The organism is Synechococcus sp. ATX 2A4, assembly GCF_024346375.1.
Classification (GTDB): domain Bacteria; phylum Cyanobacteriota; class Cyanobacteriia; order PCC-6307; family Cyanobiaceae; genus MW101C3.
The window spans coordinates 30,417-47,737 of record NZ_JAGQCV010000006.1 but is presented as its reverse complement, the minus strand read 5'-3'; the positions used below and the strand labels follow the sequence as shown (position 1 = coordinate 47,737).

General features: G+C 68.2%; 17 protein-coding genes. 4 read left to right on the top strand and 13 right to left on the bottom strand.

Translation table 11 applies throughout. The annotated features are described in order from the left end of the window. Positions 1 to 178: 178 nt before the first annotated feature. From KBY97_RS07130 to KBY97_RS07100, 7 genes are read right to left on the bottom strand one after another with little or no spacing between them, the layout of a single operon-like run. The gene (locus tag KBY97_RS07130; RefSeq protein ID WP_255146002.1) at positions 179 to 481 is read right to left on the bottom strand and encodes a hypothetical protein; all 303 of its coding nucleotides are present in this window, start codon (positions 479 to 481) and stop codon (positions 179 to 181) included. A 35-nt stretch (positions 482 to 516) separates the two neighbouring features. Continuing rightward, positions 517 to 2,031, bottom strand: a complete 1,515-nt coding sequence (locus KBY97_RS07125) for a GMC oxidoreductase (protein ID WP_255146001.1) — start codon at positions 2,029 to 2,031, stop codon at positions 517 to 519. Continuing rightward, positions 2,028 to 2,636, bottom strand: coding sequence for a heme-copper oxidase subunit III (locus KBY97_RS07120; RefSeq protein ID WP_255146000.1), 609 nt, complete (start codon positions 2,634 to 2,636; stop codon positions 2,028 to 2,030). Before KBY97_RS07120 ends, KBY97_RS07125 begins: the two co-directional genes overlap by 4 nt. A 3-nt stretch (positions 2,637 to 2,639) precedes the next feature. After that, positions 2,640 to 4,328 carry a cbb3-type cytochrome c oxidase subunit I gene (locus tag KBY97_RS07115; RefSeq protein ID WP_255145999.1) on the bottom strand — a complete coding sequence of 563 codons (1,689 nt, stop codon included), beginning with the start codon at positions 4,326 to 4,328 and terminating at the stop codon, positions 2,640 to 2,642. 5 nt (positions 4,329 to 4,333) lie between these two features. Further along, positions 4,334 to 5,257, bottom strand: a complete 924-nt coding sequence (locus KBY97_RS07110) for a cytochrome c oxidase subunit II (protein ID WP_255145998.1) — start codon at positions 5,255 to 5,257, stop codon at positions 4,334 to 4,336. Then, complete coding sequence (locus KBY97_RS07105; protein ID WP_255145997.1) at positions 5,254 to 5,829, bottom strand: DUF2231 domain-containing protein; 576 nt, start codon at positions 5,827 to 5,829, stop codon at positions 5,254 to 5,256. Before KBY97_RS07105 ends, KBY97_RS07110 begins: the two co-directional genes overlap by 4 nt. Further along, positions 5,829 to 6,326 carry a DUF2231 domain-containing protein gene (locus KBY97_RS07100; protein WP_255145996.1) on the bottom strand — a complete coding sequence of 166 codons (498 nt, stop codon included), beginning with the start codon at positions 6,324 to 6,326 and terminating at the stop codon, positions 5,829 to 5,831. Before KBY97_RS07100 ends, KBY97_RS07105 begins: the two co-directional genes overlap by 1 nt. Before the next feature lie 180 nt (positions 6,327 to 6,506). On the opposite strand from KBY97_RS07100, the gene KBY97_RS07095 reads away from it, so the two are divergent. Next, positions 6,507 to 7,034: an HdeD family acid-resistance protein gene (locus KBY97_RS07095; RefSeq protein WP_255145995.1), complete on the top strand. Its 528-nt coding sequence runs from the start codon at positions 6,507 to 6,509 to the stop codon at positions 7,032 to 7,034. Here KBY97_RS07095 and KBY97_RS07090 read toward each other — a convergent pair. The 4 genes from KBY97_RS07090 to KBY97_RS07075 all read right to left on the bottom strand — a co-directional run bounded on the left by KBY97_RS07090 (position 7,018) and on the right by KBY97_RS07075 (position 13,541). Next, the gene (locus KBY97_RS07090; protein WP_255145994.1) at positions 7,018 to 7,158 is read right to left on the bottom strand and encodes a hypothetical protein; all 141 of its coding nucleotides are present in this window, start codon (positions 7,156 to 7,158) and stop codon (positions 7,018 to 7,020) included. The two genes, KBY97_RS07095 and KBY97_RS07090, sit on opposite strands and share 17 nt — an antisense overlap. A gap of 88 nt (positions 7,159 to 7,246) precedes the next feature. Continuing rightward, complete coding sequence (ggt, locus tag KBY97_RS07085; RefSeq protein ID WP_255145993.1) at positions 7,247 to 9,112, bottom strand: gamma-glutamyltransferase; 1,866 nt, start codon at positions 9,110 to 9,112, stop codon at positions 7,247 to 7,249. After that, a complete protein-coding gene (locus tag KBY97_RS07080) occupies positions 9,099 to 13,025 on the bottom strand; it encodes a hydantoinase B/oxoprolinase family protein (RefSeq protein WP_255145992.1) in 3,927 nt (1,308 codons plus the stop codon). The genes ggt and KBY97_RS07080 overlap by 14 nt, the downstream gene beginning before the upstream one ends. A gap of 24 nt (positions 13,026 to 13,049) precedes the next feature. Then, the gene (locus tag KBY97_RS07075) at positions 13,050 to 13,541 is read right to left on the bottom strand and encodes a YajQ family cyclic di-GMP-binding protein (RefSeq protein WP_255145991.1); all 492 of its coding nucleotides are present in this window, start codon (positions 13,539 to 13,541) and stop codon (positions 13,050 to 13,052) included. Between the two features lie 124 nt (positions 13,542 to 13,665). On the opposite strand from KBY97_RS07075, the gene KBY97_RS07070 reads away from it, so the two are divergent. Then, on the top strand, positions 13,666 to 14,718 hold the full coding sequence (locus tag KBY97_RS07070) for a serine hydrolase (RefSeq protein ID WP_255145990.1): 1,053 nt from the start codon (positions 13,666 to 13,668) through the stop codon (positions 14,716 to 14,718). Between the two features lie 39 nt (positions 14,719 to 14,757). Continuing rightward, complete coding sequence (locus KBY97_RS07065; protein ID WP_399217449.1) at positions 14,758 to 15,237, top strand: MAPEG family protein; 480 nt, start codon at positions 14,758 to 14,760, stop codon at positions 15,235 to 15,237. A 32-nt stretch (positions 15,238 to 15,269) separates the two neighbouring features. On the opposite strand, the gene KBY97_RS07060 is transcribed toward KBY97_RS07065, so the two are convergent. Beyond that, positions 15,270 to 16,187: an SPFH domain-containing protein gene (locus tag KBY97_RS07060; RefSeq protein ID WP_255145989.1), complete on the bottom strand. Its 918-nt coding sequence runs from the start codon at positions 16,185 to 16,187 to the stop codon at positions 15,270 to 15,272. 86 nt (positions 16,188 to 16,273) lie between these two features. On the opposite strand from KBY97_RS07060, the gene KBY97_RS07055 reads away from it, so the two are divergent. Next, positions 16,274 to 16,693: an NfeD family protein gene (locus KBY97_RS07055; RefSeq protein WP_255145988.1), complete on the top strand. Its 420-nt coding sequence runs from the start codon at positions 16,274 to 16,276 to the stop codon at positions 16,691 to 16,693. Positions 16,694 to 16,772: 79 nt separating this feature from the next. Here KBY97_RS07055 and KBY97_RS07050 read toward each other — a convergent pair whose 3' ends face one another. Further along, a complete protein-coding gene (locus KBY97_RS07050; RefSeq protein WP_255145987.1) occupies positions 16,773 to 17,285 on the bottom strand; it encodes a DNA recombination-mediator protein A in 513 nt (170 codons plus the stop codon). Positions 17,286 to 17,321 lie beyond the last annotated feature (36 nt).

Here is a 17,321-nt window from a genome sequence, read left to right as displayed (position 1 = left end):
TACCGATCCACAGGAAAAGGGTTCAAGGGGGGAGGAGGCAGGCGGTTGCCACTGCCGGCAACTGGGATCTCTCGCTGCCATCTGACGTGCTGCCTGAGCTTGGCCGCTTGCTGAGAGACCCTGGACGCTTGCGGCGAAACCGTGGCCACGACACGCTGGCTGAGCGGCGGCCGTCAGCTCAGCTGTCGGGGGTGAGGCACTCGAGCTGGCGGCGCACGTCTTCGATCGCCTGGTTGAGCTCCTGCACCTTGTGCTGCAGCTCTTTTTCGAGCAGCGGGCGGCGGACGTAGCCCTCACCTTCACTGGGGCCATCCTGAAAGCGCGACAGGGTGAGGCGGCGGCGCTGACGCTCGGCCAGCCGCCGGCGTTCGGCGGCGTTGAGCAGCCACCAAGCCAGCCCGGTCGCCCCCAGCACAGCTCCGGCGATGGCGCTGGCCAGGATGGTGCTGCCGCCGCGCGAAGACCCGTTCTGTTCTGCCATCAGCTGGCTCCACTCCAAAAGCCCAGTGACCCAGCCTAGGAGGCGTGCGCCAGGCTTTCCGCCACGCGCAGGGCATTGGCGATCACCGTGAGGCCGGGCGACACCGACGGGCAGCTGGGGAAAACGCTGGCATCGGCCAACCAGAGGTTGGCCACCTGATGGCTGCGCCCCTCCAGATCCACCACAGAGGTGGCCGGGTCACTGCCCATGCGGCAGGTGCCGCAGGCGTAGCCCATCACCGCCAGCGGGGCTTCGCCGCGGGGGTGGACCGGCGAGGGACGCACCACCTGGGTGAGCGGGTCTTTCTCGGTGCGCCGCAGGGTGTCGATCCAGCGGTACACGAGCCGGTCGTGGGCTTCGAGATTGTTGGGGAGGTAGTGGATGCGGATGCGGTCGCGCCGCAGGCTGATCGCATTGGCCGCATCGGGCAGCACCGCACTCATCGCCCACCAGCACACCGATCGGGCCGCCAGCTGCCGCAGCGCCGCATTGGGCAGCAGCCGGGTCACCAGCGAGAGCACGGGGGGGGATTCGGCGAACAGGGTGTCCTGCAGCACGCCGCCGCCGCTCTCGATGTGGCCCAGCGGGAAGCTCACATTCTTGTCGCCCCAGTAGTAGTCGTTGACGCCGAGGCTGCGGGGGTAAGCACCGGAGTTGGCGCGGGCCGCCAACTGCAGGATCGCCGTGAGCTGGGGCTTCATCAGGTTGCGGCCCACCTGGCCGGAGCCATTGGCCAGGCCGGCGGGATGGCGATCCGAGACGGAGCGCAGCAGGATCACCGCCGTGTTCACCGCTCCGGCGGCCAGCACCACCTGATCGCCGCGAAAGAGCCAGTTCTGGCCGTCGATCTCCGCCTCCACCCCACGCACCTCCGTGCCGCTGGGGTTCACGTGCAGGCGGTTCACCCTGGCGTTGGTGCGCAGGCTGGTGGCCTCGCCCGCCAGCGCGGGGGTGACGCCGAACAGCTCCGCGTCGCCGCTGGGGTCGACCGGATCCTCCGACCAGCTGAGCGGCAGGTCGTAGGGATGGCACGACTGGCGGCGGATGCCTTCGCGCAGCTCTTCCAGCAACGGATCCAGCGGCCGTGGCGCCCGGGTGTAGGCAGCGAAGCGGCTGGGTTCGGTGGGATCCACGCCTTGGCGGCCATGCACGCGGTAGAGGGCTTCAGCCCGGTCGTACCAAGGGGCGAAGCTGCTGTAGTCGAGGCCCCAGGAGGGCGCGGCAGCTTCCTGATAGCGGACTGGGCCGAACTCCTGCTCCCGCATGCGTTCCAGGACCGCCCCCCAGATCTTGGTATTGCCACCCAGGGCATACACCGCCTGGGGCGAGAAGGGATCGCCGTCGGTGCCGAACCACTGCTCACCGGGGTGGTAGCGGTCTTTGCGGAACAGGTCCACATCGGCCACGTTCTGATCTGCGCGAGGCAAGGCGGCGCCCCGCTCCAGCAGCAGCACCGAGCGGCCCTTCGCCGCCAGAGCGCTGGCCAGGGTGGCGCCACCGGCGCCGCTGCCGACGACGATCACGTCGTAGTGGGTGTCATCAATGATCATGCTTGCCAGGCGTAGAGCAGCAGAAAGAGCAGAACCCAGATCACATCAACGAAGTGCCAGAACAGGGAGACAGCGATGACACCCTGTTCACCTTTCTCATAGTTATCGGGGTAAAACGAGCGCCCCAGCATGAGCCCCATCAGCAGGATGCCGGTGGCCACATGCAGGCCGTGAAAGCCAGTGAGCAGATAGAACAGACTGCCGAAGGTGCCTGTGGTGAAGCCGAACGAAAGGCCGCTCCATTCGCTCGCCTGGCCATAGAGGAACAGGGCGCCCATGGCCATCGTGAGCAGCAGGAAGCCGCGGAACGCCCACAGGCGCTTTTTACCAAGGAAATGCTCCGCCACCGCAATCGTGCCGCTGCTCGACACCAGCACCACCGTGAACTGCAGCGGTGTACGCCACTCCAGCCCCTCCACACCCGGCGGCAACCAGCTGGTGGCCGTGGATTTCAGCAGGGCATAGGCGGCGAAGAACGCCAGAAAGATGACGCTCTCCGAGCACAGAAAAATGATGAACCCGGTGAGCGTGTAGCTGGGATGGCTGGCATGGCCTTCGCCATGGGTGGGGGTGGGGCCGGGGGGGGCCGTGGGAAGGGTGGTCATGGTTCAGGCCTCCTGCAGGGCACGTTCATAGGCCTCCTGGTGCTCCACCAGGGGTTTGCCCGTGCCGTAGCCGTAGGGGCCGCTGATCACGGTGGGAACGTTGTCTTCGAAGTTTTCAGCGGGAGGAGGGGAGGGGAGCAGCCACTCCAGGCCGATGGCCTTCCAGGGGTTGGCTGGCGCCTTGGGCCCCCACACCCAGGAGCTCACCAGGTTGAGCAGGAAGGGAATGATCGACACCCCCAGCAGAAAGCCGCCGAGGCTGGCGATCACGTTCCAGAAGGCGAATTCGGGGTCGTAGGACGACACGCGCCGGGGCATGCCCATCAGCCCGAGTGGATGCATCGGGAAGAAGTTGAGATTGGTGCCCACGAAGGTGAGCAGGAAATGCAGTTTCCCCAGCCCCTCGAAATACATATGGCCGGTAAATTTAGGAAACCAGTGATAGATCGCCGCGTACACACCCATGGTGGCGGCGCCATAGATCACATAGTGAAAGTGGCCCACCACGAAGTAGGTGTTGTTCACGTGAATATCCACCGGAACCGTGGCCAGCATGATGCCGGTGACGCCGGCGAACACGAAGTTGAACAGGCCACCGAGGGAAAACAGCATTGGTGTGTTCAGCTGGATCTTGCCGCCCCACAGGGTGCCGAGCCAGGCGAACACCTTGATGCCGGTGGGAACGGCGATCAGCATGGTGGACACCATGAACAGATCCCGCATCCACTGGGGCACGCCGCTGGGGAACATGTGGTGCACCCACACCACCAGGCTGAGGCCCACGATCACCAGCGAAGCGATCGCCACGAACACGTAGCCGAACAGGGGCTTGCGGGCGTGCACGGGAAACAGTTCGGAGAAGATGCCGAACACCGGCAGGATGATCACATACACCGCCGGGTGGGAATAGAACCAGAAGAAGTGCTGATAAAGCACAGGGTCGCCGCCCCCTTCCGGGCGATAGAAGGAGGTGCCCGCCACCAGATCAAACAGCAGCATCACGGCACCGCCGGTGAGGGCGGGCAGGCCGATCAGCTGGATCGTCTGGGCGGAGAGGGCAGTCCAGCAGAAGATCGGCATGCGGAAGAAGGTCATGCCAGGGGCGCGCATGCGCAGGATCGTGGTGACGAAGTTCACCGCCCCCATGATCGACGACACGCCGGAAAGCGCCACCGCCGTGATCCACAGCGCTTCGCCATTGATCAGATGGCCCAGGGGGTTCTGCAGGCTCACCGGTGGATACGACCACCAGCCCGAGGCCGCCGGCCCACCAGGCACCAGGAAGCTGGCCATCAGAATCACGCCGAACACTGGCACCAGCCAGAAGGCGGCGGCATTGAGGCGCGGAAAGGCCATGTCGGGGGCGCCGATCATGCAGGGGATCAACAGGTTGTTGAGCCCGTTGAGCACCGGAAACATGAACAGAAACAGCATGATCGTGCCATGCATCGTGTAGAGCGCGTTGTACACGGTGCGATCCACCAGATCCGCCTCAGGCGTGATCAGTTCTCCACGCATGATCATCGCCAACAGCCCTCCCACCAACAGGAAAAAGAGGGAGGTCACGATGTATTGGATGCCGATCACCTTGGCATCGGTGTTGAAGCTGAAGAAGCGCTTCCAGTTGTTCGGCGCCCCCGGCACCGGGTGGGAGGCCTTGAGGATGCCGGGATCAAGAGAGGTGAGGGTCATGGGGGTCAACCTGCGTGGGGAAGGGTGTTCGAGCCGGGCACGTTGACCATCGGGGGGGGAGCCGGGCGCACGGTGGGGTAGCCGGAGGAGCGCAGCCGTGATTGCTGCTGGGCGTATTCGCGGGAGGCATCGCTGATGCCGGGCCGCAGGGGCTGGGTCGCCGCGCGGGTGAGCCAGTCCTGGTAGGCGTTTTCGCTCTGCACCACCACATCCACCTGGTTGGCCGCGAACCAGGTGCCGCTGTATTCGGAATCGCGCAGGCGGTAGCGGCCCTCGCGGGTGGGGGTGATGAAGAAGGCGATCGAGCGGCCGGGGATCACCTGCTGCTTGAGCCGGAAGGCCGGCACGTAGAAGCCGTGGATCACATCGGCGCTCTCCAGCTGCAAGCCCACGCGGCGACCGGCCGGCAGGTGCAGCTCCGTGCTGGAGACAGCGGCGTCCGGGTAGCGGAACTCCCACGACCACTGGCGGGCGATCACCTGGATCTCTGCCGTGGGGGCGCCCGCCATCGCCTCATTGGTGTTGCCATGGCTGTGGTCCATCGGCCCGATGGCGCCGATCTCACGGTTCACGCCGATGGTGGTCCAGGCGATCGCCATGACCAGCACCAGCGGAATCACCGTCCAGATGATCTCCAGCAGGGTGTTGCCCTCCACCGGAGCGGCGTCGTCCATGTCGTATTTCTCGGCGCGGTTGAACAGCAGCACGTAAGCCATCACCGACACCACACCGACGAAAACGAAGCAGGCGATCGCGGTTTCCAGGCTGAACAGGTCGTCGACCAGGGGCGCGGCGCTGGAGGCCTGCACCGGCAGCCAGCGGTAGGCCTGCTGGCCCAGCCAGTGCGACAGCAGCACCAGCAGCCCCACCCAGGCGCTGACGGCGGCCACCGCCGCGGGATTGAAACGTGCGGGGGCGGAGCTGGTCATGGCAGGGCCTCACGGAGATCGGCGCCGGCGGCCAGCAGCTGGTTGGCGGTGACGTGCACACCGAACTCAACGGCCAACTGGGCGCCGATGGTGCCGTGGACCCCCAGCAACGCGAACATCACGATGCCGAGCGCCAGGTAGCTCCACTGCACCTGGCGCCCCATGTCCCGGCGCCACACATAGCGCTGAAAGCCCCGCCACACGGCCATCAGCACGATCACCATCAGCAGCAGCAGGCCGCCGGCCCCGTGCCAGAGCATGCTGCCGGTGCTGCTGAGGCCGAAGCTGCTTGTGATGCCGGGCAGGGGCACGGCCAGCTGCATCTCGTAGAAGCCGGCGGTGACGGTGAAAAAGCTCACCACACTGCAGGCCAGCAGGTTGTACCAGCCCACATCGTGCAGGGCGGAGCGGGTCACCGGCAGGGCCAGGAAGCGGAACACACGCCGCTCCAGCGGGAACAGGGCCCCAGCGATGTCGAAGGCGATGGCGATGATGAACAGCCCGAGGGTGAGATGCACCAGGTTCGGGTGAATCGGCAGGACGTAAGGCAGATCATTCGAACCGAGGGCCATCACACCAGGCCCTCGCGCATCGCTTCCACCACCTTGACGGTGTGGAGGCCGTAGATCCAGACCAGCTCGCTGCCCAGCAGCACCTGCACCACCACCAACACACTCAGCACGGAGCCGGCGCCGAGAAAGGCCAGCGGCAAGCGGCGTGGATCCTTGCTGCGGATCACATAGCGCCAGGCCGTGAGCACCGAGAGGATGCCGGCCAGCGCCCAGCCGATCGTGCTGTGCAGGTTGAGGATGTCGCGGGACTCGCCGTAGGGGTTGGCCAGGCCCGCTTCCACCTGACCGAAGATGATCGCCACGAAGATCGCTGCGGTGGCGAACAGCAGGTTCCAGAAGCTCACCTCATAGAGCTCCGGTTTGCCGGCCAGGCGGCCGATCACGTCGAACACGAACGCGATCAGGGCCATGGCGATCACGAAGTGAACGACGATCGGATGGATCGTGTCCACCCAGGGGAGGTTGCGATCGTTGAGCTGGGGCAGCAGCTCGAGCATGGCCGCTAACGGGGAATGGCTGTCTCCACCTTGAAGCGTTGCTTCGGGCGGACGCGTCATTATCAAGAAATAAAGCTAGTGCGTTTGTGCAACCCGACACATCGCTGAGTGCAGGCTGCGGACGGGGGGGAGCCAACCCCGTTCATGCCCTTAGCGTTGGTTGTCGCGAGACCGTGCCCGATGTCAATTCCTGCTTCCAAGCCGTTGCGCTGGCTGGCTGCCGCCCTTGTGTTCGCGGCTGCCGGGCTGTCGATCGCCCTGCCGTTCGTGTCGGCGACGCTGCTGACGATCGTGCTGGGCGGGGTGGCGGTGGCCGGGGGCATCTCCCAGCTGCTGCGTCTCACCGGCGGCGGCGACCTCAGCACCAAGCTGTTTCGTGCCCTCAGCGGGCTGCTCTACGTGGGCGGCGGCCTCTGGATCCTGGTGTTTCCGGTGAGCAGCGAGGTGAGCCTCACCCTGTTTGTGGGTCTGCTCATGGCCTTCGAAGGGGTGATGGAACTGGCCGCCGGCGCCGCTGCCAAGGTGCCGGCCCGGGGCCTGGTGATCGCCGACGGCCTGGTGACCGCCATCCTGGGCGGGCTGCTGATCGCGGAATGGCCCAGCGACAGCCTCTGGGTGATCGGCACGTTGTTTGGCGTGGCACTGGCCTTCTCTGGCGTCAACCTGCTCACCGCCCCTGATCCCAGCACCATCAGCGCGAACGATTGACGAACCAGGCGGCCACCAGAAACGCCGCCATCACCAGCGAAACCTCAATCAGGCCGCCACTCCAGAGCCAGTCGCGGACAGTGAACACCGCGGGGGCAAGCGGAACCGGAAGCAACGGAGCCATGGGGGTTCACCGGCTTCAGCCGGTCGGCGGCGGTCGGGCCTGATTGTGGGGCTTCGGCGCGCCCGCTGCCGTGGGGCAGGGCGAGGGGTCACTCCCCGGCAGCGAGGGCATCAGGGCGGCGGGGATCGGCGACCCCAAGGCTGCCTCCCCCCGGTAGGGCCTCCACCGACTGGGCCGAGCCCATGGCCCGGGACGGCCGGAGCCGGTGGCCCAGCGCCTGGAGCAGGGCGAGCGTGTCGGGGCTGAAGCCCTGCTCGACCGCCACTTCATCGGGCCATAGCTGGCTGTGAAAGCGGGGCGCACTCACGGCCGAGGCCAGGTTGAGGCCATGTTCCAGCCGGTTGAGCAGCACCTGCAGCACGGTGGTGATGATGCGGCTGCCGCCCGGGCTGCCGGTGGCCAGCAGCGGGCCGCCGCCGCGATCGAGCACCAGGGTGGGGCTCATCGAACTGAGCGGCTGCTTTCCCGGAGCGATGGCGTTGGCTTCACCCTGCACCAACCCGTAGGCGTTCGGCACGCCCGGCTTGGCGGTGAAGTCGTCCATCTCATTGTTGAGCAGGAAGCCGGCGCCCGGCACGCTCACGCCGTTGCCGTAGGCGAAGTTGAGCGTGGTGGTGGTGGCCACCATCAGGCCGTCGCGGTCGATCAACGAGAGGTGGGTGGTGTTGGGGCCCTCCGGCCGGCCTGTTGGCGATGGAGACAATTCGGCGGCAGGCGTGTGGCGGTCGGTGCGGAGGCGGCGGCGCTGGGCTGCCGCATAGGCCGGGCTGAGCAGGAGCTGCAGCGGCATCGCCACAAAGCGCGGGTCGCCGAGCAAGGTGTTGCGATCCCGGTAGGCCAGGTTCATGGCTTCGGTCATCAGGTGGATCGTGGCCGCGCTGTTGAGCCCCATGGCCGCCAACGGGAACCCCTCCAGCACCCCGAGCAACTGAATCAGCGTGACGCCGCCGGAGCTGGGCGGCGGCATGGTGATCACCGGCTGGCCCCGCCAGCTGCCGATCAAGGGCGGCAGGGCACGGGCGCGGTAGGCGGCCAGGTCGGCGAGGGTGATCAGCCCACCTTGGCGGCCCATCAGCGCGGCCAGGCTCTCCGCCACCGGGCCTTGGTAGAAGCCCGCCTCACCTTGCCGGGCGATGCGCGTCAAGGTGGCGGCCAGTTGGGGCTGACGCCAGCGCTCACCGGGGCGATAGGGCTGACCGTCCGGGCGGAAGAACAGCGCCGCGGAACTGGGATCGGCACGCAGCAGGGGGGCGGCCCTCTCCAGGGAGCGGGCCAGATCCCGGCTCACCGGGAAGCCCTCTTCCGCCAGGCGGATCGCCGGGGCCATCACCCGTGCCAGCGGCCAACGGCCGTAACGGCGCTGAGCCAGCAGCAGGCCCGCCACCGTGCCCGGCACGCCCGTGCTCTGCAAGCTGCGGGTGGCCCGCTGGCGATCCACCTGGCCGCTGGCATCGAGGAAGAGGTCGGCCCGGGCGGCGGCGGGTGCGGTTTCGCGGAAGTTGATCGTGACCGCCCGGCCTCGGCCCACCCGCCGCTCCCCCTCCAGCAGCGGTGTGCCCGGCGCGGCCGGTTCCGGGCGCCAGAGCACGAGGAAGCCCCCACCGCCGAGGTTGCCGGCCTGGGGCAGGGTCACCGCCAGGGCGAAGGAGGCCGCCACCGCCGCATCCACCGCATTGCCGCCGGCCCGCAGCACATCGCGGCCCACGCGGCTGGCGTGCGCCTCCTGGGTGGCCACCATGCCCCCTGCCGACACGACGGGCTGGAAGCGCTGGCCGGCCTCCTGCAACACATTGGCGGGCGCTGCCGCTGCCGCCGCACCAGCCAGCCACCCCTGGGCCCGCCCCGGCAGCTGCAACTGCAAGGGCAGCGCTAACGGCAGCGTCAGCGGCCAGAACGGCACGCTGGCCGCCAGCCCCACCAGCCGCCGCAACAGCCCCTGCTCAGCTCTCGCCATAGCCGCCGCCCCCCGGGGTGCAGATCTCCAACAGATCACCCTCCTGCACCTGCAGCTCTGCGGCCCCTTCCAGCAGCAGGGCAGGCTGGCCGCCGCGCTCCAGGCGGTTGCGGCCCGGTGCCCCCGGTTTTCCACCGGCCAGGCCAAAGGGGGGCACCCGGCGCGATCCCGTCAGCAGGGACACCGTCATCGGCTGCAGGAAGCGGAGGCGCCGCTCCACCCCTTCCCCGCCGCGCCAGCGGCCCGCGCCGCCGCTGCCCTGGCGCACGCGAAAGCTCTCCAGCCGCACCGGAAAGCGCTGCTCCAGCACTTCTGGATCGGTCAGCCTGGAGTTGGTCATGTGGCTCTGCACCGCATCAGCCCCCGCGAATCCCTGCCCGGCGCCGCTGCCGCCGCAGATCGTTTCGTAATACTGGCAATCGGCATCGCCGAAGATGAGGTTGTTCATCGTGCCTTGGGCCGCCGCCATCACCCCGAGGGCCCCGAACAGGGCATTGGCCACCGCCTGGGAGGTTTCCACGTTGCCCGCCACCACCGCCGCCGGCGGCCGCGGCCGCAGCAGGCAGCCCTCGGGCACCACCAGCTCCAATGGCCGGAAACAGCCGGCATTGAGGGGGATCTGCTCCGCCACCAGGCAGCGGAACACGTAGAGCACCACAGCCTTGGTGATCGCCAGGGGGGCGTTGAGGTTGCCGGGTTGCTGGGGGGAGGTGCCGCTGAAGTCGATGCGGGCCGTGCCGGCGCTGCGATCGATCTTCACCGCCACGGCGATGCGGGCGCCGCCGTCCAGTTCCACACTCCAGTGACCGCCGTTCAAGCTGCCGATCACCCGCCGCACGGCCGCCGCGGCGTTGTCCTGAACATGGGCCATGTAGGCCGTGACCTCCGCCAGCCCCTCGCGGCGGCAAAGGCGCTCCAGCTCCGCGGCACCGAGCTGGTTGGCCGCCATCTGGGCCTGCAGGTCGGCGAGGAACTGGTGGGGATTGCGCACCGGCCATGGACCGGCCTGCAGGCGCTGCTGCCAGGCCGCGGCCTCGAACACCCCCTCACGCAACAGCGGCACATTGGTGAGCAGCAGGCCTTCCTCGGCGATCGAGCGGCTGTGGGGTGGCATGGAGCCGGGGGTGAGGCCACCCACATCGGCGTGGTGGCCGCGGCAGGCCACGAAGAAGCAGGGCCGATCCGCACCGGCGAACACCGGACTGATCACGGTGATATCGGGCAGATGGGTGCCGCCGTTGTAGGGGTCGTTGGTGGCGATCACATCGCCGGGACGCAGAGGTGGCCGCTCCCCGCGCCCCACCATGTCCAGCAGGCTGGCGACGCTTTCGCCCATGGAGCCGAGGTGCACCGGGATGTGGGGCGCATTGGCCACCAGAGCCCCGGCGGCATCAAAGAGGGCGCAGGAGAAATCCAGCCGCTCGCGGATGTTCACGGAACGGGCGCTCTGGCGCAGCCGTTCCCCCATCTGCTCGGCGATCGCGGCGAAGCGATGATGAAACAACTCCAGTCGCACCGGGTCGACGGCGGTTGGAGCCGCCGAGGAGGCGGCTGGAACAGCGTCTGTGGCGTTTGATGTGGCAGCTGGAGCCGCCGAGGAGGCGGCTGTGGGCTTGTCGCTGGCGGTGCGCCGCAGCAGCAACTCCCCTTGCGGGAGCACCTCGGCGCGCCAACCCACCGCCAGCACCAGGGTACCGATCGCCTCCAGCAGCAGCGCCGGTCCCTGCAGGGTCTGGCCAGCCGCCAGCTGCTCCCGACGCAGCAGCGGCACCGCCTGCCAGCGCCCCTCGGCATACAGGGGCACCGTGGGGAAGGGGGAGGCAGGCGCGGCGCCGGAGGCAGCTGCCGGAGCTGGAGCCGTGGCTGTGGCAGCAGCGGCAACCCGTAAAGGCACTGCCCTGGTCGCTGCTGCCGGCCACACCAGCTCCACCTCCAGGCGTTCCACCACCAAGGCTGGAGCCGCGTCCGTCCGGGCCGCTTCCGCGTGGCCGAAATGGCGGCGATGGCTGGCGTCGAAGGCAGCCTCCATCGCCGCCAGCTCCCCCAAGGGCACCTGCAGGCTCACCTCGCTGGCGGAGTAACGCAGGGCCACCCGCACCTCCCGCCGCAAGGTTGACGCCGGGCCACCAGCAACGGCCCAGGCACCAGCAGCAGCACCGTCAACAGCTGCAGCGGTGCCATCAGCGGCACCAAGGACCTGGGCGCCGGCGGCCGTGAGCGCCTCGGCCCAGGCCGCCAGGCGCGGCAGCAGCGACGCCGTGAGCGGCTCGCGCACCACCTGCTCGCGCAACAGCCGTTGATCGGCCTGGCCCAGGCCATAGGCGGAGAGCACCCCGGCCAGGGGGTGCAGAAGGATGGTGTCGATCTCCAGGGTTTCGGCGAGTGCGCAGGCGTGCTGACCGCCGGCTCCGCCGAAGCACACCAAGGTGGCGGAGCGGATGTCGTGACCCTGCTGGATTGAGATGCGCCGGATCGCCGCGGCCATGTGGTCGATGGCGATCGCCACAGCGCCTTCCGCCAGGGCTTCCGGCTGGTGCGGGCGCCCCACGGCGGCAGCGATGCGGGCGGCCAGCGCCGCGAAGCCAGCGCTGGCGGGCTCTGGATCAAGCGGCTGGTCGCCGGTGGCACCGAACACGGCCGGGAAGCCAGCGGGCTGCAGCCGGCCCAGCAGCAGGTTGGCATCGGTGATCGTGAGCGGGCCGCCGCGGCCATAGCAGGCCGGACCCGGCTGGGCGCCGGCGGAAGCGGGACCCACCTGCAGCCGCTCGCCGTCGAAATGCAGCACGGAACCACCGCCGGCGGCCACGGTGTGGATCGGCAGCATCGCCGCCTCCAGAGGCAGGCCGGCCACCACAGTGCTGTCGCTGCGCTCCCAGCGTTCACCGGCAGCCTCGAGCTGCGGGCCGGTGGAGGCGGGCTCTTGTGCCGCCACATGGAACACATCGGTGGAGGTGCCCCCCATGTCGAAGCCCACGATCGCCCCGGCACAAAGAGCCCCAGCAGCCGTCGCACCCGTGCAAGCCGCCCCAGCAGCAGCCTTCAGCGCGCCCACCATGCCGCCCGCCGGCCCGGAGAGGATCGTGTCTTTGGCCCGGATGAGCTCAGGAGCGAGCAGGCCGCCGCTTGACTGCATCACCCTTAGCGAGGTGCCGGCACCGAGGGCGCGCCGCAACCCGGCCAGATAGGCCTGCAGTGCCGGCCCCACATAAGCCTCCACCACAGCGGTCTGGGCGCGGGCGATCAGGCGCGGCCGCGGCGCCACCGCGTGGGACAGCGCCACCTGCTCGAAACAGAAGCGCTCCAGCCAGGCCCCCAGCTGCCGCTCATGGCGGGGATGGCGAGCGGCATGCAGCAGCGCCACCGCACAGCTGCGCAGACCATCGGCGCGCGCCTGGGCCAGGGCTGTGGCCAGGGGGTCATCCAGCACGAGCGGTTCGAGCTCGTGGCCATCGGCCGCCAGGCGGCCCGTCACCTCCAGCACCCGGGCGTGCAGCGGCGCGGGCCGGCGGATGTCAAGCGCAAACAGATCAGGGCGGTGCTGATCGCCAATGCGCAGCGCGTCGCCGAAGCCGCGGCTGACCAGCAGCAGGGTGGGAGCACCTCGACGCTCCAGCAGGGCGTTGGTGGCCACCGTGGTGCCCACCCGCACCTCGGCGATCAAGCCGGCGGGGATCGGTTGCTCCGCCGTCAGGTTCAGCAACCCGCGAATGGCGGCCACGGCAGGATCAAGGCCACCGCTGGCGGAGCCGGGGCCGGCGGAGCTCTGCAGCGGGTGCGAGAGCAGTTTGCGCACCGTGGTGATGCCACTGGGGCTGAGGGCCACCAGGTCGGTGAAGGTGCCGCCGCGATCGATCCAGAAGCGCCAGCCGGGGAGACCTCTGCCGGGGAGGCCGCTGCGGGGGATGGGGCTCACCGGCGGACGCTCCTGCTGCACCGCTCAGCGGAAGTTCTCGAACTGCAGCGGCAGCTCCAGATCCTCAGCGCGCAGCAGCTGGATCACCTGCTGCAGATCGTCCTTGTTCTTGCCGGTGACCCGCAGGCTCTCGCCCTGGATCGCCACGGTCACCTTCTTGATCTGATCACGCACCGTTTTGCTGAGCCGCTTGGCCAGCTCCTGGCTGAGGCCCTTGCGCAACTTCACCACCTGCTGCACGCGGTTGCCGCCCACCGGCTCCGCCGGCTGGAAATCGAAGACCTTGAGCGAGAGCTCGCGCTTGACCGCCTTTTGACGCAGCACATCGGCCACGGCTTCCAGGGTCATGTCACTGGCGGTGGTGATCGTGAGGCTGTCTTCCTCCAGGTCGATCTCCGTTTTGGAGTCCTTGAGGTCGTAGCGCTGGCCCACCTCACGGCGCACCTGGTCGAGGGCATTCACCAGCTCCTGCCGATCAAACTCCGACACCACGTCGAAGGAATAGGTGTCGGCCATGGGCAGGTGCTCGGCGCTGAAGGCCTGACTTTAGGAAAGTGCTCCAGGGGGTCCTGTGCCCAGGGAGAAGATGGGCGGGGCAGAAGGGCTGCGCCCCTTCTCGACTCCTCCTGACCTGATGGCCATGTCTCCGAGCAGGCGCTTCGTCATTGATTCCATCGGCGGTGTGGCCCTGGGCTCCGCCCTGTCGATGCTTCTCCAAACCGGACGCTCCCACGCGGCGACGGCCCCTGCCCCGTCCGGCAGCATTGACGCCCTCAATCAGACCATCCTCACGTCCTTCAAGGGCCTGCGGGGAGAGAAGGGGTTCCTGATGCAGTCTCCAGCGCCAGGAGCAGCGGGGCCAGGAGCAGGAGCGACGGCAGCCTGGGAGCAGGGGCTGAATCCAGGCCGCCCGCTGTTCTGTGGCAGCAGCTTCAAGGTGTATGTGCTGGCTGAATTCCTGCGGCAGCTGGAAAGCGGCAAGGTGAGCCTGCAGGAACAGCTGCCGGTGAATGATTCGGTGCGGTCTCTCAGCAGCGAAGTGCTGGAGAACGTGAGCGGCACGATTCCCGCTTCGGTGGCGCTTGAAGCCATGATCATGCACAGCGACAACACCGCCACCGACCTGGTGATGCAGCGGATCGGCGCAGGCAGCGTGCGGGCATTGATCGCCTCCCTCGGCTTGCCTGACACCCGGATTCCCACCAGCACGCGTCAGTTCTTCTCGTACTTGCTGGGAGCGCCCGTCGGCGTGGATCTGGGCTGGCAAGGGGTCAAGAAAGCCCTTGACGACAGCGGAACGCAGACGCGGCCGATCATCAACGACCAGGAAACAATGGTGGGATCCCCTGCGGATTTCGTCCGTTTCTATTCCATGGCGTTGCAGGGAGAGCTGTTCAGCAGCCCCAGTTCCCTGATCGCCTTCAGGCGCATCCTGGCGTTGCCCCCCGCGATCACGGTGCTGGATGTGCCCCGCGCCCATCTGTTCCTGAAGGGGGGGAGCCTTGATTTCACCCCCGACCAGGTGATGTCGCTGGCCGGCGGGATGCGGTTGTGCAATGGCCGCTGGATCACTTTCTCCTTCCAGCAGAACTGGCAGGACACCGATCCCGCCGCCGCCAAGGCCACGGTGCAGACCTTTGTCGACACAATCGCGGCGATCCTTCAGGCCGCGGCAGGGTTCTTCGGGGGCTGAGCCACCCGGTAGAACAGATCAATCCCCACTCCGCCCCCCATGGACCTGCCACTGCCGTTCATGGACCTGCCAGTGCCGTTGCTGCTGACGGGCGACCTGAGGGTCCCCTTGGCCTGGTCGCTGGTGCTGGCAGGGGCCGTGGTGATGCTGAGCCTGGTGCCACTGGGGGCGGGCCGCGCCAAGGCGGATTTCACCCCCGCCGACCTGGCCGCTCCCCGGGCGATGTTCGAGCGGCTGCCGGCCTGGGGCCAGCGGGCCAGCTGGGCGCATCAGAACTGTTTTGAAGCCTTCACGCTGCATGCGCCCGCCTGTCTGCTCTGCCTGCTGGCGGTGCCGGCGGGGCTGACAGCGTCGCCGCTGGTGGCGCTGGCGGCCCTGCTGCACCCGGCGCTGCGGCTGGCCTACGTCGGTGCCTATGTGGCCAACCAGCCGCTGCTGCGCAGCTTCAGCTGGATCGGCGCCCTGCTCTGCACCGCCCTGCTCTACAGCGAAGGGCTCAAGGCACTGCTGCGCGCCTGACGTCCGCGCTGGCTGGCTGCCGTGATCAGCGCTCAGCTGCCGCCCTTCTCCTGCAGCCCCTTGAGCGCGGCCAGCAGGGAGGCGGGGCTCTGGGGATCCACCATCAGCACTGATCCCCCCTTGCTCGCCGCCATCGCCTGACCCATGGCCATCCAGTCCTTGGCGAGCAGCAGCCGCAGGCCCTCGGCGGCGGCGGGATGGGAATCGATCACGGCGGCCAGCTGGGCCGCGGATTCGGCCCTGGCCCTGGCCAGCAACAGCTGCTGCTTGGCCTGGGCATCGGCATCGAGCAGCACGGCTTCCTGCTTGGCCTTGGCATCGAGCACCAACGCTTCGGCCCGGCCTTTGGCGGCATTCACCTGCGATTCGCGCTCGCCCTCGGAGCGCAGAACGGCCGCCCGCTTCTCTCGCTCGGCACTCATCTGCATCTCCATCGCCTGCTGCACCCCCTTGGAGGGCTGGATGTCGCGCAGTTCCACGCGGGTGACCTTCACGCCCCATGGATCGGTGGCCTGATCGAGCTCCCGCAGCAGCACCTCGTTCACCTCGGAGCGGGTGGAGAAGGTCTGGTCGAGGTCGAGCTTGCCCATCTCCGAGCGGATCTGGGTGAGCACCAGGTTCACCATCGCCGACTTGAGGTTGTCGAGGGCGTAGTAAGCCTTCGCGTGCTCCAGCAGCTGCCAATACACCACCGCATCCACCTCAATCGAGACGTTGTCACGGGTGATGCACTGCTGCGGCGGGATGTCCAGCACCCGCTCCTTCAACGACTCGTTGCTGACGATCCGCTCCACCATCGGCAGCACCAGCGACAGGCCGGGGGTGAGCTGGCGGTCGTACTTGCCGAGACGCTCCACCAGCATCGAGCGGCCGCCGTTGGTGATCTTGACGCTGCTGACGCCCAGCACCGCCAGCAGCGCCAGCGCGGGCAAGGAAAAGAGAACCTCCATGAAGGCGGCACCATACGGGGTGCCCTCACAGTAGGCAGGCAGGCTGAGCCCAGCCAGCAGACTGGGGACGATTCGAGACCCCCGTCATGGCACCCCTGATCTGGCTGGCGGTGGCGGCCGTGCTGTTCCTGGTGGAAGTGACGGTGCCGGACTTCGGCGGCTTTCTGGTCGCGGCCACGGCGGCCCTGGTGGTATCGGCGCTGACGGCACTGCTGGGGCTGGCGCTGCCCGCGCAACTGGTGCTGTTCGCGCTGCTCAGCGTGGCGGGGGGGGCGGCGATCTGGGTGTGGTCGAAGCGGCAACGGCCGGGGCGCGACCGGATCGAAGCAAGCGACCGGGCCGTGGTGATCGCTGGCTTTGATGCCCAGGGGCGCGGCCGCGTGCGCTGGCAGGGCCAGAGCTGGGCGGCAGAAAGCCTGGAAGGGGAGCGGCTGCTGCCGGGCGCTGCAGTGGTGGTGATGCGCCGCGTGGGCACGAAGCTGGAAGTGCTGGCTGATGGCCGCTGAAGCAGAGCATGGGCGCTGCAGCAGCCGGTGACCGCTGAAACAGGCGTGACCGCTGAAACAGCCGGTGGCCCCGCAGCGCTCAGTCGAAGAAGAGCAGGGTGACCACCTTGCCCATGTCTTCGGCGGTCCGGCAGCTGGCCAGCAGGGTTTCGCTGTCGTGGAAAGCGAAGCAGATCAGCTGATCGCAGCGACCGATGATTTCCTGGTTGCAGAGGGTGCTGGCCATCGGCAGGGTCAGGTCGTCGTGGTCGGGCTTTTCCACCAGGTGCAGCACCTTCTCCAGCTGCTGACGTGACTCCAGCGGCTGGCGTTCCAGGCTCTGGGGCAGCAGCACGGTGAGGCGCGAGGCATCCACGCCGAGCACGCCGCGGATCACCGCGGCATTGACCCCCTGGGATCCGGAGGTGACGAGGCTGTGGCCCTCTTGGGCCAGGGAGCGGGCCACCAGCTCCACCAGATGGATCGACACCACCGGCACATGGCGGCTGCCGAGGATGGCGATGCGTCGCTTGCCCGTGTCCTGCAGCAGGGCCAGTTCCTGAGCCAGGGTGTCAATCCGGTCCAGAGGGGGCAGATCAAGGGACCGGGTCACCGAGCACGTGCAGCCGATCGCACGAAACTAGCAGCG